A 13,968-nucleotide genomic window follows, 5' to 3' on the forward strand; every position below is an offset into this window, starting at 1 on the left:
TTCATGAGTACAAATTAAATTCAATGCGTTGGGCTTTTGTTGCATAGCTGACCTGCCCGAAACTGGGGTCAGAGTAAGATTTATTGACCGTCAGCCTCTCCAAAATCCGAAAACCCGGGTCAGAGTAAGGTTTTTGAGCACGGCGCGAAGAAAACCCGGGTCAAAACCCGGGTCAGAGTGACATTTCACAGCCAAAACCGAAACCGGGTTTAGAGTCGAAAACCCGGGTCAGAGTGAAATAAATCTGCGCTTGTCCGAAGTGTCGAGCCCTAGGATGTACAAGAGAAACCCGGGTCAGAGTGCGATTATTTTTGAGTTAGCCGCTCTTCGCGTGGGAAGAACGGTTCCGACGCGAAGGGTGCGGGTTAATTCAGCAGCAGTATTTAAATCAACCTGACCCCGTCGGGTTTAAGGATGGATTCGAGTGAACCGCTTTGGAATTTTTCTCCCAGTAATGCTGCTCGCGGTGGCGTCGAGCGTCCGGGCCGGGATTCCCACTCCCGATTTACTGTCCACCGATCCGGCGGAGCCACGCGCCCACCAGCAGTTTGACCTGGTCTATACCCTCGAATCCTGCGGAGACATTTTCGCAGCAGACACTCCATCGAATAGGACGGTGGAAGTGGTGGGGAATGCGATTCGCGTCACCGCACTCTATGCCTCGCAACTCTGCCTCGGCGGTCAGCCCTATGCGCCATCCTATCGATGGCGCATAGGGCCGCTGAATTCCGGAATCTACCAAGTGGAATTGCGTGGGTACAACGAGCAAGGCGGTCCGGCGAATTCCTTTCCCATCGCGTCGGGCGAAGTCACGATCGCGCCTTCGATCCCAGTGCCGACCCCGGCGGTCATCCCGGCGTCGGGCACATCCTGGCTGTTGGGGATGATCGTTCTCATTGCAGTCGCGGCGGCATCGCGGATTCGTCGGACGTAGACTTCGGGATTGAAGACCAAAACCCGGGTCTGAGCAAAACCCACGTCCAAAGCCCGGGTCAGAGTAAGTTTATCCCGTAATTTTTCGACAACTATTTGCAGAACGCGAGTCAGTGTAGGTTTTCACAGCAGGAAAGCGCGCATCTAACCTTTCGCCGCGCTCGTGCAACGTCCGCCGAAGATTCAAGGAGACTCGACATGGCACTTCTGAAAACGCTCGCACTCGTATCCATCCTTGTGCTGTCTGCCAATCCGCAACCTGTGCTCGCCGCCAGGAGCGCCCCCGACGACGTGGCGGCACTGCGTGAGGTCGTGGAGGCCTACCGCCTGTCGATCCTCAAGAAGGACAAGGCGGCGTTCCTCGCGTTCTTCATCTCGGACAAGCCGGACGAAACTGGGGTCAGAGTAAGATTTATTGACCGTCAGCCTCTCCAAAATCCGAAAACCCGGGTCAGAGTAAGGTTTTTGAGCACGGCGCGAAGAAAACCCGGGTCAAAACCCGGGTCAGAGTGACATTTCACAGCCAAAACCGAAACCGGGTTTAGAGTCGAATTTCAGTTTCGGCGACCAGCCAGAATTCCACTCTGACCCCGGTTTTGCATCCAGAGGCAGTTTTGGATCAACCTGATCCCCTCGGAAACGGGGGCAGGTCCGCGCGGCGGTGCTCGAAAGTGGACCCGAACCCGTTCCCGGCACATGCCGTCGCAGTTGGGAGGCGCATTTCCTGCGACGCAACATCCGCGTGGACGCTGCGTTCAGATGGGTTACCTTGCGCCTCTCGTCGACGACCGCCCCCGCATGGAGACTGCCATGGCCTTGAGAATGTTTGCCTTCACGTGGCTGCTGTGGATCGCAACGCTGTCGTGGGGCGTTGGCCTGGGCGCCAAGCTCTTCGATCTGCTGGTGGTGGCTGGTGCATGGGGCGCTTCGCCGCCGGCGTCGTTCGCGCTCCTGCCGTACGGACCGGCCTATCCGTTGAATCCGGGCGCCTTCTTCCAGCCGCTGTCCATCGTGATGGCGGTGAGCATCGTCGGCGCGCTGATTGCGGGCTGGGGGCATTCGCGACCGATGCGGGTGTGGCTGTGGATCGGAACGTTGTCCTTCGTGGCCATCTGGGCAATCACCCCAACCGTGTTCTGGCCCATGATCAACCAGCAGTACGACATTGCGACCGGCAAGCTCACGGCGAGCGTCGCCGAAGCGACGGCGCTCACCGCCCGCTGGTATGCGTGGGACTGGTTCCGCGTGTGCCTGATCGCGCTCGGATTCGTCGCGTCCGTGCGGGCAATCTCGCTCGGTACGGCGTTGCATCAAAACGAAATCGGGGTCAGTTCAACTTTGCCGGAATGAAGACGTTGATCTGGATGCCATCGATTCGAGCCGAATGCTGTGACAGAGTGAATAATGGCTGCGTAATTGATGCAGACGCGGCTTGACAGGGAGGAGAATTCGATGCGCTTCAGCAAAATTGTTGCCCTGATCGTGTTCTTGCCCACCTCAGTTCACGCGGGCGGATCAGGGAATCCGGTGCGAGATGATGCACCGTTTCCCTTTGAGGATGTCGACCGCGGAAAGGAATACTTGGCGGAGCGATTCGAAGGCGAGTCCGCTGCAGATGGCATAACCGCCTACTTTGACGATGAGAAGATTCACACATGGCTGCTGCTTGAGGAGCCAGGCGGAGCCAGGCGCGCCATCATTCGCAGCCGCACGGGCCTCGTGGAAGGAGAGATCGCTGACTTTTACAGGATCATGTGTCACGGACCCGAATCTTGGTGCGACCATTTGGAGGCCTGGCACAGACAGAGCTTGGAAAAGAACCCGCCACCACCTCCGCCACCCGACCTCATGGATCTCCTTTAAAAAAAAGCCGGGTCAATCGAGTATCGGGGTCGGACCGCTCTCCGGCGCTGGCAAGCGAACGGTCCCCGTTTCCCTTCGGCGTGGCTCAACCAAGGTGTTAGACCTCATGGATGCATACTCGCGAGCATGGAGGCTGCATCGGATCTGGAGGCGACTGCCGCATGTAGGATTCGCGATCAGCGCTGTCTTGATCGTGGGGATCGATTCGCGCGCACTCGAATTCGCCAAGCCATACGCAAGCTTCTACGCCGCGCCATTCGGCTTGGCTCTCGTGGCTTCAGCATTCGGGCTCGCCATGTTCCGCTGCCCCCGTTGCGGGAAGCGCTTCCATGCAAGCTTCATCACGGGAACGTTCTTGTACCGGAGAGAACAATCTCCTCCCTGCGTCAATTGCGGCCAACCCTTGTACGGCGAGCCCTAACGTCGTGTCCAAAGCCGATCGCTGGGGATACAAAAACTGCGGTCAGAGTGAGGTTTCGGCGCGAAAGGGTCAGGTTCATTCGGCACATTCAGCAGCATTATTTGGATCAACCTGACCCCTCCGCTTTGTCACATGCGGCAGTGCGCAGCGACCAGGGCATGCCACCCCTCGCGCACGACGCCCGCATCGCCGCATCATGTTGTCAGCGCACGCACCCAACGGCCTCCGCATGCCCCGCCTCATCGCTCGCATCGCGCTCTTCCTCGCCGCGATGCTCGTCACCGCATCCGTCTTCGCCGAACCCAGCCTGCTGCCGAACTCACCGCAGCTCTACCAGACCCAGACCGATCGCATCCGCCAGTCCGTCGACCGCCCGTGGGCGCCGGACGCAGGCCAGCTCGGCAACCTGCGTTTCCTCCACATCCGCGCGAATGACTGCGCCGTGCGCATCGTCTCGGGCAACGAGAACCGCGTCTTTCCCGGCACGCAACGTGTCTACGTCGTCGAAGGCTCCCGCGTGCTCGACAACGATCCGGACGAAACACCCATCCCGCGCAACGTGACGCTCGCACCCGATCCGGCGCAGGCCTGCGCTGGCGTCGGCAGCTGCGGCGTCTCCACCGCCTGGGCCGACCGCGCACCGCGCAGCGTCGACCCCGATGCCGCCTGCTTCACCGTGCAGCTCGCCAGCGCCCACTACCTGCTGCTGTCGGGTGACAACCTCGCCGTGCTCGTCGATCGCGTGCGCCAGCCGTGGTTGCGGATCGCCGTCAACCCGTTTGCCAGGCCACAACTGTGGTTCGAGCAGGTCGACATCGGCCTGCTCTCGATTGCCGTCAACGCGGGCGTGCGCATCGGCGGCACCGGCCGCGTCGACCATATCGGTGCGCAGAGTTCGAACGGCAGCAGCGCCATGTATCTGCACGAATTCGACGCCAACCACGTCGGCGTGTCGACCACCACCACGGGCACCACATGGTCGATCCGCATCCGCGAAGGCACGGAGGCCAGTTACTACCAGCCGGCGCGCGCGCCGGGCCGCCTGGCCGAGGGCTATCGGATCGAGATCGACGGCCCGCTGGAGCGACTGGAGGTGCCGGCCAGTCGCGTCGACCCGCATCCGATCACGGAGGCCACGCGGCAGGCCGCGCGCACGCTGCGCGAGGAGGTGCGCAAGCGGCTCGGCCCGACGCCGCGCTTTCCGGCAGCCGACACGAACCTGCCCACCGCCGCCGCTGCGATGGCCGGCCTCAAGCGCGACGCGCGCGACCACCTCGTCGCCGTGGTGTCGCGCTACGTGCCGGCGGGCACGCGTATCACCGACGTCACGCTGTACCGCAACGGCGAGGGCCGTCTGGAAGGCCTCGCCACGGACGATGCCGCCGTTGACGCGATCCAGCGTGCGCTGAGGGCGTCTGGCGAATTCACCCACATCGACGTGCGCGCCCGCGCAACGACCAGCAAAGATGGCCGGCCCTTCGCGGCGCAGATGTATTTTCCCTGCGACAAGCCGGGCGATCGCAGTGTGTGCCCTGCCGGCGATCCGCGTCGCAATGGCAACTACAGCGAGCTGCAGGTGATCGAGTATCTCGAAGCGCTGCTCGGCCCGGACGTGACGCTGCACGACGCGGTGCTCGACGGCGGCACGATCCGCATGGAGGCGTATTCGTCCAGCGCGACGGCCGCCCAGGCGGCGCTGGATCGCATCGGTGCGGACAAGGGTTTCTTCCGCACGTCCATCACCGGCATCGGCCCCGACAAATTCAGGCCGATCACCAATCTCAACGCGAAACTCGAACTCGTCTGCTCGCGCCCGCCGCGCGTGGATGGCGTGTGCACAGCTGCGCCGTCGGGCGTTTGGCTGTCCGACGATGCGCTGCGCGACGGCCCGGAGTGAGTGCCACGCACATGCGTCTCGCCTGACCGCGGCACAACCGCGGCACGCGTTGACTTGCACGCTGGTGCATCGCGGGGGCGTATCGGACTAAAACCCGGGTCAGAGTCTGAGGTTTCCCCCACCTTTATCGAGTCGTCCCTGAAGAATCCGATGTCAGCGAAGGCCGAGCACCGTCTGCCACAACCCGGGTCAGAGTGACATTTCACTGCATTTCAGTGCGCAGGTAAGAATTTCCCGTCTGCATCACATCGCTGCCTTCCGCGCCAAGCTCCTGTAAGTAGCTGCCTAGCGATTGCTCGCCGATCGATACATGCCAGACCAGCCTTACGCCTTCCCGCAGCCCCACCAGTGATTGGGCTTGGTCGAGAAGCGCGTTGACGCCCATCGATGCTGTCGGAATGTTCCCGGCCGCGAGCCTCGCGAGTAGCAGCGCTTCGCACGCGTTCGCTACGTTTCGACAGCTGCCCAGATCGCGTGCTCCAGGGGGCAGCAAGCCCAGCGTTTCGTAAGGAACGTTGATCGTCATCCTCATCGTGCCGTCCGACACCACGAGGATTTCCCAGAGCCCATCCACGCTGCGCGAGATCTCGCGCGGTGTCGGCACTGCGCGCGCTTCGGTGATGTCGCCGAATGACACCACCTCGTAGCTGCGCACCTTCCGTTCCGCAAGGCTGTAGACATGATGCGTGCCCACGCCCGCTTCCCGCGCCACGGCGCGCATGGTCGCCTGCCGGCAGCTGTCACAGCGGATCGCGTCCGCGCCAGCCTCGCCCGCGCAGGCCCACGCCATCGCGACCACGATCCACGACGCCCGCCGTGTCTGCATCGCTCATCCTTGAAGCGAACACCCGCGCACATCCCGTGCGCCCGGAAAAGCCGATTTGGGACTATTCGAAATCGGACTCTAGCGTGACGGCATCCACCGGGCAAGCCGATGCCACGTTCGATCCATCGCGACGACTACCAGACCCTCCTCCAGCTGCTGCGCGACCTGCGCGTGGGGCAGGGCATGACGCAGGTCGACCTCGGCCATGCGCTGGATAACACGCAGACCTTCGTCTCGAAGATCGAACGCGGCGAGCGCCGCATCGACGTGCTCGAATTCATCGACATCTGCGAGGCGATGAACGTCGATCCCGTCAGCGCGTTCAAGCAGTTCATGACGCAGCGAGGTGTTCCCGCACCCGCGGGCAAGCGTCGTCGCTGATGCCGTCGTCGCACAGGGACGGATGACGATGACGCGCTCGACAAAAGCGCTGCTGGCGGCTGCGACAGTCACGTGCCTTCTTGTCGCGACCGGCTACGCAACTTCCATCCTGTCTCTCGACGCATGCAAGAAGGATTTGTATGCACTGCTCGCGAAACGCGGCGAAATCGTCGGCGCGAATCTGCTCGGAGACCGCGTGGACTTGCGCGAGGACGAGGTGTCGTCGCTCGTGCTCGGTCCGTTCGTGGTCGAAGCGACGGCCGTGTCACCCGCGACGGCGCATGGCCGGGTCCACATCGTGCGGTACCTCGTCCTCCCGTGGTGGCGATATGCCTTCGATCACGACGAGTTTTCACTGTCGTAGAAACGGAACCCGGGTCAGGGTCGAGTTGTGGCGCTTAGAGATGTCAGGTCCACTCCATTTCGTCGGACGTAGACCTGCCTGCGTTCTCTTGCGCGCGACCTGCTCGCTCAAGGATCGACGATCCGCCCGCGCCGCACCGTGAAGCGGATGCGTGTGGTGTTGTGGATGTCGATCGTCGGGTCTGCATCGAGCACGAGCAGGTCGGTGCTCTTGCCGACCTCGATCGTGCCTTGCGTCGCCTCGCGGCCCAGCGCGATCGCGCCGTGTCGGGTGCCGGCCACGATCGCCTGCATCGGCGTGAATCCGGCGTTCTCGACAAGCAGGGCGAGTTCGGCATGGGTGTGCGGGAGATCGGTGTCGTCGCGCGGTTCGAACCAGTCGGTGCCGGCTGTGACGCGCACGCCGGCGGCGGCGGCGTGCCGCGTGGCCTGCTCGCCCCACACCGCCGCGTCGTCCGTCCACGCCATCTTCGGCATGCCCGGGTAGTCCTGCATGGCGCGGTACACGTAGAGCGTGGCGTCCAGCGTGGTGCCGCGTTCGGCCATGCGCCGATAGAGCGCGAGCAGCGCCGGATGATCGGGCGCGATGCGCTTCCATGGCGCGGCGGTGCGCTGCGAATAGTCGTCGGGCACGGTGTCGATCGCTTCCCAGACGAGGTAGGCCGCGTGCGACAACGAGCCGATGCCGGCCTCGACGAGGTCGCTCGGTCGCGCCGGGAAGACAGTGGCGTGGGCGGTGGTCGTCAGGCCCTGACGCGTGGCCTCGGCGATGATTGCCTGCGCCTGCGAGGCGGTCAGGTCGCCATACAGTTTGACGTTGGTGCTGCCGCTGCCCTTGGCCTCGGCCACGAACTGGCGCACGTCGCTCCCAGGATCGATCCGGCGCGCCCACGGCACGTCGCCCGGTGTGCGGTCCTTCGCCATCTGCGCGGTCGGCCCCTGACGAAACACATCCGGCCCGCCGAACATGGCGCTGAATACGAGCGCGGGCGCCACCAGTTCGCCGCTGGCGATGGCGCGCTCGAGATCGGCCAATGCGCGCGCGTCGCCGCCGAGGTCGCGCACGCCGGTGACGCCGCCGCGCACCGCGCTGCGCAGGATCGCTTCGGCGCGTGCGCGCGTGTCGGGAAAGCGCGCCACGTGCACGTGCGTGTCGATCAGGCCGGGCATCACCCAGGCGCCGTCCAGCGCGATGCGGGTCGAGCGGGTGCCGGGTCCTGTCTGTGGCGCGTGTCCCGCGTCGTCGATCTGAACGATGACGCCATCGTGCGAGACCAGCCGCTGCACCTGGCGCACGGGCGTTCCGCGTCCGTCGACCAGACGAAAGTCGAGCAGTTCCAGCACCTCGGTCGCACGCGCCGGAAGGCTCGCGGCAAGCAGGCACAGCAGCATCAGGGCACGGTGCACGGTTGCCATCCGGCGAAGCGAAGAGGTGCCGCGATGCTAGGCGGCCGGAGTCGCGCTGTCGACACGCGGTGCGGTGCAACGTGCAGGGGCGGCTCCCGGGTTGACCATGACGACGTCTCTTCGTCGTCGTGGCGCAACGCGATGGAGACGTGCGTCCGTGACGGACGCGGTGTCAGAATCAAGTTCCGATGCCGGGATCGAATATCGGATGCAAGTCGCCCGCAGGATCGTGTTGCATTCCAGGCGTGGGCTTCGCTCCGGGCTCGATGTGCTTGTCGCCGAGTGGATGCGCGAAGGTGTGCGCTATGTCGGCGTGATCGGAGTGGACGCAGAGGACATCGAGGAAGCCATCGACTGGTTCTGCATCGGCGACGGCACCGATCCCTACGACATGCTCACCGCGGCCCACAACGACGATGAAACCCTCGGGGATGCGATCCTGTTTGCAAGCGAGCTCGATCTGCCGGGGGACGTGGCTGTCGTCGACTTCTAGATCAACGGTGGCGTTCTCGAATGCGAAGTCCGGTTCAGCGGATGTTCCTTCGGCACGGACACGGATACGGGCGCGGACATGCCCGTTGCCGTGGCGCTACTTTGGTTCGTGTGGCGCACTGCAGATAGCCGGGTCCGCTTCGCTCAGCGAAGACTTGCGCGACGGCGGGGCAAGCGCAGTTGCGGCAGTTGGTCCGGGTCTCGCACCTCCGCGCCGCGACGGCCGATCGGGCGCGGCGGCAGGGTGACCCGTCACATGTCCCGACCGTCGGCGATGTTGATGCCGCAGCAAGCACGCAGCGGCCGCTACGCGCGCAGGAGCGCCGACACGCGTCGCCGCATCACAGGCACGCCGCACTGACGATCTGCGTGGAGCGCTGCAGGTCGAGCACGTTCGCATCGCCCCACGTCAGGCGCAGGTGCTGCGGGTCGACGAGCTGGAACTGCACGTTGCCCCACGGCGCGATGGTGACGTCGGCGGGGTCGAAGTCGGGCGGGAACTGGGCACCGCCGGTACGGTTCAGCGCGATCGTGGCGCCGTCCGCAGTCGCCGCGCCGGCGCCGCTGAGCCACAGTTGCTTGCCGTTCTCGTACACGTACCACGCCACCAGCAGCTGGCGCGCGGCGCCTTCGCCGGTGACGAGCAGCTGCAGGCCGTGACCGGACTGCGACGGCGCGTACCAGCTGCCGGACATGCAGGCGCGCAGGCCGCTGTCGAAGCTGTCGAGGTTCACGTCGGACGCCTTCGCCGCGCGCTGCAGTTGCAGGCTGCCGGTGCCGAAGCCCTCGACGGTGCTGTTCCAGGTGATCTGCGCACGGTCCTCGGCGCTGAAGGTGAACTGCAGGCTGCCCCACGGGACGAAGTCGACGGCCGCCGGGTCGAACGCCGGCGGGAACTGGCCGCCGGTGGAAATCAGCATCGGCAGGGTCGCGCCGTTGCCGACGATGGGCGCGATGCCGAACAGCCAGCGCGGCTCGCCGTCGAGATAGGTGAACCACGCCACGGACAGTTGCGGCGCGCCGCCGCTTTCGATCACCTCGACGGTGAAGCCGTGGCCGCTCTGCGCGGGGTCGAACCACAGGCCGCTGGCGGCGTACACCGGCGCACCGATCAGCAGCGAGGTCGTGTGCGACTTGCCCTCGTAGCTGACCTCGATTTGGTAGCGGCCCGGCGTGGCGTTGGCGGGTATGTCGAGCTGGAAGTACCAGTAGCTCGCCTGCCAGTACGCCGCGCCCTGCATGTCCGCGGACGTCGGCGCATGGTTGAAGCGCACGACCTCGGCGCCGGCGGGATCGCGCATCACGATGGTCGAGGCGCGGTTCGGCACCTGGTCGCCGTAGTACGCGGCCACGTAGACGGTATCGCCGGGTTCGAAGACGCGCTGGTAGTTCGGGTTCTCCGGCTGGCCGCAGCCGGCATCGACCACCGGCGCCGCATCGTGCGTCGCCACCGCCAGCAGGCGCGGCGCCAGGTACTCCGGTTGCTCCGCCCAGCGGCTGGCGACGGCGTTGCACTGCCCCTGGTAGGGATCGATCACCGCGGCGCTGTTGCTGTTGTCCGCGCGCAGTTCGAAATGCAGGTGCGGGCCGGTGGAGACGCCGGAACTGCCGACCGCGCCGAGGTACTCGCCCGCCTCCACGCGCTGGCCGACCTGCTTTGCGGTGAGGCTGTCCTTCTTCAGGTGCAGGTACCAGCCCACGGTGCCGTCGTCGTGCTGCACGAACACCATGTTGGGATCGTCCGGCGCGTCCATGCTGCAGTTGCGGTCGTAGCGGCCGTCGCGCCTGAGCACGATCCGTCCACCCGCGGCGGCAGTGACGGCCACGGACTCCTGCGCCATGGTCTGCCAGCCGAACGGCCACAGACCGATGTCGGTGCCGCGGTGGTTGTAGCCGGCGGCGGTGTCGTAGGTGCGCGTGCCGCAGCTGTAGTCGCGCAGCTTTGCGGGGAAGGTGCCGTCGTGGTCGACATGGTTGCTGGTGACGCTGCGCTCGTCGCCGGGCAGGCCGTCGGCCACCAGCATCGGCCACTGCAGCGCGGCGGCATTCTTGGCGGACAGCGAAAACGCGTGCGTGTCCTGCAGGCCGAGGCGCGCGATGTTGGCGCGCATTTCGGTGACGGCGGCGCGCTCGGCGTCAGGGCCGAGACCGTCGCGCCCGGCACCGTGGCTGTCGCCCACCGCGTGTCCCTCGACGCGCGTGATCGCGAAGGCCGGTCCGGCCTGCGATGCGGCGAATGCGGACGAGGGAAGCAGCAGTGCGGCCAGCGCGGCCGAAGTGGCGAGACGGATCATGGGCACTCCTGTGCGTCGCGGGTGGACCGGCTGCCGCGCGCGTCATTGGCATCAACGGGGTGGCGCAGTATGGACAACAATGCCTGGGCCAACAAATTCCCGGCGAATCGCGGAGCCCGGAGCGTGCGTCAGGGCGAAGCTTGAATCACGGCACATTCGCTGCGCCCCGCGCACTGCAGGCAGCGGCTGCGCGCAGAGCGGCGCCTCATGCACCCGAGTCCTCGCGCGATGCACGTGCCGTTTTGTGTTCTCGTCAGAATCGTTCCAACGCCATCGAAGCAGGCCATGAAAACCAGTTTCGTGGTTGTGGAAAGAACATCGGCGTCAACGTGCGACCGACGATTCGGAGAAGACATCAACACGTGGTCAGGCCCACTGCTCCGCGCAGCAGTGGGCCTGACCGGTGTTTCCAAGCAATGCCTGCGCGGCCCGGCGCACTTGGGCCAGCCGGCACGCTACGGCGCGGGCGCAGGCTCGAGCGAGGCGAGGCCTTCTTCCGCGATGGCGCGATCCACGCCCTGCGCATTCTCGAGGATGGCCTCGAGTGCGAGACGGTGTGCCCGGGTCAGCGCGTCCGCGGCCGGCACCTTCACGTCCGGGACGACGCCGACGCCTTCCCAGTTGGTGCCGGTGATCGTGCTGGCGACGATCTGCATGGGGATGAAGGCGACGAATCCGTGCGCGAGCGGACGGTAGCCGCCCGGTGTCGCGGCGCCCGACGTGGTCTCGCCCACCAGCGTCGCGCGATCCATCGCCTGCAGGTCGTAGGCGAACTCCTCGGCACCGGAGCCGGTGTCGCCGTCGACCAGCACGTACAGCGGCGTGTCGGCGAATTGCGGTGTCCTCGGTTCCGCGTGGAAGGTGCGGGCGGTGGAGGCATCCGAACCGACCTGGGTGCGCACGGTCGGCGTGCGTGCGCTCACGAAATGGCCGATCACGTTCGCGACGCCCGCCGGTTCGCCGCCCGGAGATCCGCGCACGTCGACGATCAGCGCGCGGGTGTCGACGAGCATGGTCAGGGCCGCGGCAAGTTTTTCCGCGCTGGCCGGAACATCCATGAACATGCCGATGCGCAGGTAGCCCACGTTGCCGGGCAGCCAGCGCGCTTCCGGAATCTCGCCGCCGCGAAGTCGCACCTCGTGATGGAACGCGGCGATCTCGTCCGTGGACGGTCCCGCTTCGTTGAAGCCGGCGACGACCTCGGGCCCCATGTAGCGCGCGCGGAAATGCCGGTCGTCGACGAGCGGCGCGATCCGCGCCTCGATCAGTGCCAGCAGGTCTGCCGCCGTGCGTGCGTCGCGGAACGTGCCGGCCGCTTCCAGTGCCTCGATCTCGCGCGCCACGGCATCGCTGCGTTCGCGGAAGGCGAAGCGCTCGCGCATCACTGTCGCCAACGCCAGAATGACCTCTCGGTTCTCGTCCGCGCCCAGGGTGACCGCAGCGGGATCGGGCGGCGGTCCCGGTTGTGCCCAGGCAGTGCTCATCGCCGCCAGCGCGAAGAACGCGGCGCACAGGCGCGTCGTGCTTCGGCGCAGCGCAGCTGTTGCCCGACCGGGCCGGGAACCGCAATCGCCTGCGGCGGTGATCGTGTCGCACGCGTTCTCGCGTCGTGGGTGCATCGTCCTCTCCTGGTTGCGCCGCGAGATGTCGGCGCTCGGCAGATGAGAGACGGCCAGCGCGCGTCGGGTTGCACGGCGTGGACGAACGCCGCCCGGCCCGGCGGTTCGCAGACGGGCTCGAGCAGCCACCCGCGCGGTGACCGCCGGGCCCCTTCCGTGTCAGCCTTTGGCGCGCTTTCCCGTATCCACGCAGACCTGGCAGTGCCACGACGGGAGCCGCACATGCATCGAACGCCATCGAGGATTCACGCCGCACGGTCCCCGGGTTTCGCGCTGGTGGCCGCCACGCTGCTGCTGGCGGCGGAGGGCGCGATCGGCGGCTCGTGTCCGGGCACGGCGCCCGGCGGGTTCCAGGTGGGTACGTTCCCGTCCGATCTCAACCAGGGACTGTCGGTTTGCACCACGCCGGCCTACAACACCTGCCAGAGCTGCAACTATTCCGCCACCGGAGTCAACTCGTCGACGTGCAACAACGCCGAATGCTCGACGGCCACCTGCTATTGCGTTTCCGTGGCGGTGACGCCCAATCCGCCGGTCGGCGCCGACGATGTGGCGCGCGTGGCAAGGAACCGCGCCAGCGAGATTCCCGTCCTGGCAAACGACAACGCGTCCGGCGGACCGCGCCTCGCCGTCGCAGACGTGGGGCCCGCCGTGCATGGCACGGTCGTGCTCGCAGCCGGTCGTGTGGTGTACACGCCCGACGCCGGCTACGCGGGCGAGGACGACTTCATCTACCGGATCGTCAACGGGCGCAGCGGTGTCGGTACGGCCACGGTCACGCTGACCGTGACCGATGATCTGCTGCGCGACGGTTTCGAGTAGACAGCGGGGCGTTCGCTTCGCATCCCCTTCACATCGACTGCATTGCGGCTTCTCGCGGCCGACAGACAATGGCGGCTCCCCGCACCCAGGAGCGACGCCATGAGGCCAGGACCGAGCGTTTCCGACACGACCGACGGCTGGCGCCGCTGGCGCTTCGCGATGTGGGCCGGTGCCGCGGCACTGCTCGTGCTGCCGCTGATCGCGATGCGGTTCACGCGCGAGGTCGACTGGGACGGGGTCGATTTCCTCGTTGCGGGCGGCCTGCTCGCGGCCGCGTGCGGTGCGGTCGAACTCGGATTGTCCCTGTCGCGCGACCTGCGCTATCGCGCCGCGACGGGCGTCGGGGTGCTCGCCGGCCTGCTGCTCGTCTGGGCGAATCTCGCCGTCGGCGTGATCGGCGATGGCGCCAGCGCCGTCAATCTCGCGGTGTTCGCGGTGCCGCTGGTGGCGTTCGTCGGCGCGTGCGTCGCGCGCTTCCGGGCGCGTGGCATGGCGATCGCGATGGGCGTCACGGCCATCGCGCAGGCGGTGTTCCTTCCGCTCGCGGCCGGCGCCGGCGATGCGGCGGCGATGGTGCCGATCGGGGTGATCGTCGTGCTGTGGCTGGCGTCGGCCGCGCTGTTCCTGGCGGCGGCGCGGGTGCGCTGACG

The 13,968-nt window shown here is 66.1% G+C and carries 14 protein-coding genes; 10 read left to right on the forward strand and 4 right to left on the reverse strand.

Annotated elements, in window-relative coordinates; all coding sequences use genetic code 11:
- Positions 1-424: 424 nt before the first annotated feature.
- The 5 genes from HNQ52_RS15920 (at position 425) to HNQ52_RS15940 (ending at position 5,114) form a co-directional block, all read left to right on the forward strand.
- Complete coding sequence (locus HNQ52_RS15920) at positions 425-934, forward strand: hypothetical protein (protein WP_183962175.1); 510 nt, start codon at positions 425-427, stop codon at positions 932-934.
- Positions 935-1,131: 197 nt separating this feature from the next.
- Positions 1,132-1,446, forward strand: a complete 315-nt coding sequence (locus tag HNQ52_RS15925) for a hypothetical protein (RefSeq protein ID WP_183962176.1) — start codon at positions 1,132-1,134, stop codon at positions 1,444-1,446.
- A 297-nt stretch (positions 1,447-1,743) separates the two neighbouring features.
- On the forward strand, positions 1,744-2,283 hold the full coding sequence (locus tag HNQ52_RS15930; protein WP_183962177.1) for an anthrone oxygenase family protein: 540 nt from the start codon (positions 1,744-1,746) through the stop codon (positions 2,281-2,283).
- Positions 2,284-2,385: 102 nt separating this feature from the next.
- Positions 2,386-2,796 carry a hypothetical protein gene (locus HNQ52_RS15935; RefSeq protein ID WP_183962178.1) on the forward strand — a complete coding sequence of 137 codons (411 nt, stop codon included), beginning with the start codon at positions 2,386-2,388 and terminating at the stop codon, positions 2,794-2,796.
- Between the two features lie 650 nt (positions 2,797-3,446).
- A complete protein-coding gene (locus HNQ52_RS15940; protein ID WP_183962179.1) occupies positions 3,447-5,114 on the forward strand; it encodes a hypothetical protein in 1,668 nt (555 codons plus the stop codon).
- A 202-nt stretch (positions 5,115-5,316) separates the two neighbouring features.
- On the opposite strand, the gene HNQ52_RS15945 is transcribed toward HNQ52_RS15940, so the two are convergent.
- The gene (locus HNQ52_RS15945) at positions 5,317-5,940 is read right to left on the reverse strand and encodes a hypothetical protein (RefSeq protein WP_183962180.1); all 624 of its coding nucleotides are present in this window, start codon (positions 5,938-5,940) and stop codon (positions 5,317-5,319) included.
- Between the two features lie 108 nt (positions 5,941-6,048).
- On the opposite strand from HNQ52_RS15945, the gene HNQ52_RS15950 reads away from it, so the two are divergent.
- Together HNQ52_RS15950 and HNQ52_RS15955 are read left to right on the forward strand one after the other, a co-directional pair.
- The gene (locus tag HNQ52_RS15950) at positions 6,049-6,321 is read left to right on the forward strand and encodes a helix-turn-helix domain-containing protein (RefSeq protein ID WP_183962181.1); all 273 of its coding nucleotides are present in this window, start codon (positions 6,049-6,051) and stop codon (positions 6,319-6,321) included.
- Positions 6,322-6,349: 28 nt separating this feature from the next.
- Positions 6,350-6,685, forward strand: a complete 336-nt coding sequence (locus tag HNQ52_RS15955) for a hypothetical protein (RefSeq protein WP_183962182.1) — start codon at positions 6,350-6,352, stop codon at positions 6,683-6,685.
- Between the two features lie 107 nt (positions 6,686-6,792).
- Here HNQ52_RS15955 and HNQ52_RS15960 read toward each other — a convergent pair whose 3' ends face one another.
- The gene (locus tag HNQ52_RS15960) at positions 6,793-8,091 is read right to left on the reverse strand and encodes an amidohydrolase family protein (RefSeq protein ID WP_183962183.1); all 1,299 of its coding nucleotides are present in this window, start codon (positions 8,089-8,091) and stop codon (positions 6,793-6,795) included.
- A 157-nt stretch (positions 8,092-8,248) separates the two neighbouring features.
- Here HNQ52_RS15960 and HNQ52_RS15965 point away from each other — a divergent pair, with 157 nt between their 5' ends.
- Positions 8,249-8,584, forward strand: a complete 336-nt coding sequence (locus HNQ52_RS15965) for a hypothetical protein (RefSeq protein ID WP_343059396.1) — start codon at positions 8,249-8,251, stop codon at positions 8,582-8,584.
- Positions 8,585-8,924: 340 nt separating this feature from the next.
- Here HNQ52_RS15965 and HNQ52_RS15970 read toward each other — a convergent pair whose 3' ends face one another.
- Both HNQ52_RS15970 and HNQ52_RS15975 read right to left on the reverse strand, forming a co-directional pair.
- Positions 8,925-10,877 (reverse strand): M23 family metallopeptidase, encoded by a 1,953-nt coding sequence (locus HNQ52_RS15970; protein ID WP_183962184.1) that lies wholly within the window; start codon positions 10,875-10,877, stop codon positions 8,925-8,927.
- A 455-nt stretch (positions 10,878-11,332) separates the two neighbouring features.
- Entirely contained in the window at positions 11,333-12,496 is a 1,164-nt protein-coding gene (locus tag HNQ52_RS15975) for a S41 family peptidase (protein WP_183962185.1), read from the reverse strand.
- 222 nt (positions 12,497-12,718) lie between these two features.
- On the opposite strand from HNQ52_RS15975, the gene HNQ52_RS15980 reads away from it, so the two are divergent.
- Entirely contained in the window at positions 12,719-13,318 is a 600-nt protein-coding gene (locus tag HNQ52_RS15980) for an Ig-like domain-containing protein (protein WP_183962186.1), read from the forward strand.
- Between the two features lie 99 nt (positions 13,319-13,417).
- Positions 13,418-13,966 (forward strand): hypothetical protein, encoded by a 549-nt coding sequence (locus HNQ52_RS15985; RefSeq protein WP_183962187.1) that lies wholly within the window; start codon positions 13,418-13,420, stop codon positions 13,964-13,966.
- The last annotated feature ends 2 nt before the right edge of the window (positions 13,967-13,968 follow it).

Source organism: Chiayiivirga flava, assembly GCF_014202825.1.
GTDB classification, from domain to species: Bacteria; Pseudomonadota; Gammaproteobacteria; order Xanthomonadales; family Xanthomonadaceae; genus Chiayiivirga; species Chiayiivirga flava.

Excerpts from the sequence above, each read along its gene's own strand:
- HNQ52_RS15975 (WP_183962185.1), bottom strand. The coding sequence starts at position 12,496 with ATGCACCCACGACGCGAGAACGCGTGCGACACGATCACCGCCGCAGGC.
- HNQ52_RS15930 (WP_183962177.1), top strand. The coding sequence starts at position 1,744 with ATGGCCTTGAGAATGTTTGCCTTCACGTGGCTGCTGTGGATCGCAACG.
- HNQ52_RS15980 (WP_183962186.1), top strand. The coding sequence starts at position 12,719 with ATGCATCGAACGCCATCGAGGATTCACGCCGCACGGTCCCCGGGTTTC.
- HNQ52_RS15940 (WP_183962179.1), top strand. The coding sequence starts at position 3,447 with ATGCCCCGCCTCATCGCTCGCATCGCGCTCTTCCTCGCCGCGATGCTC.
- HNQ52_RS15985 (WP_183962187.1), top strand. The coding sequence starts at position 13,418 with ATGAGGCCAGGACCGAGCGTTTCCGACACGACCGACGGCTGGCGCCGC.
- HNQ52_RS15955 (WP_183962182.1), top strand. The coding sequence starts at position 6,350 with ATGACGCGCTCGACAAAAGCGCTGCTGGCGGCTGCGACAGTCACGTGC.
- HNQ52_RS15970 (WP_183962184.1), bottom strand. The coding sequence starts at position 10,877 with ATGATCCGTCTCGCCACTTCGGCCGCGCTGGCCGCACTGCTGCTTCCC.
- HNQ52_RS15925 (WP_183962176.1), top strand. The coding sequence starts at position 1,132 with ATGGCACTTCTGAAAACGCTCGCACTCGTATCCATCCTTGTGCTGTCT.
- HNQ52_RS15935 (WP_183962178.1), top strand. The coding sequence starts at position 2,386 with ATGCGCTTCAGCAAAATTGTTGCCCTGATCGTGTTCTTGCCCACCTCA.
- HNQ52_RS15945 (WP_183962180.1), bottom strand. The coding sequence starts at position 5,940 with ATGCAGACACGGCGGGCGTCGTGGATCGTGGTCGCGATGGCGTGGGCC.
- HNQ52_RS15950 (WP_183962181.1), top strand. The coding sequence starts at position 6,049 with ATGCCACGTTCGATCCATCGCGACGACTACCAGACCCTCCTCCAGCTG.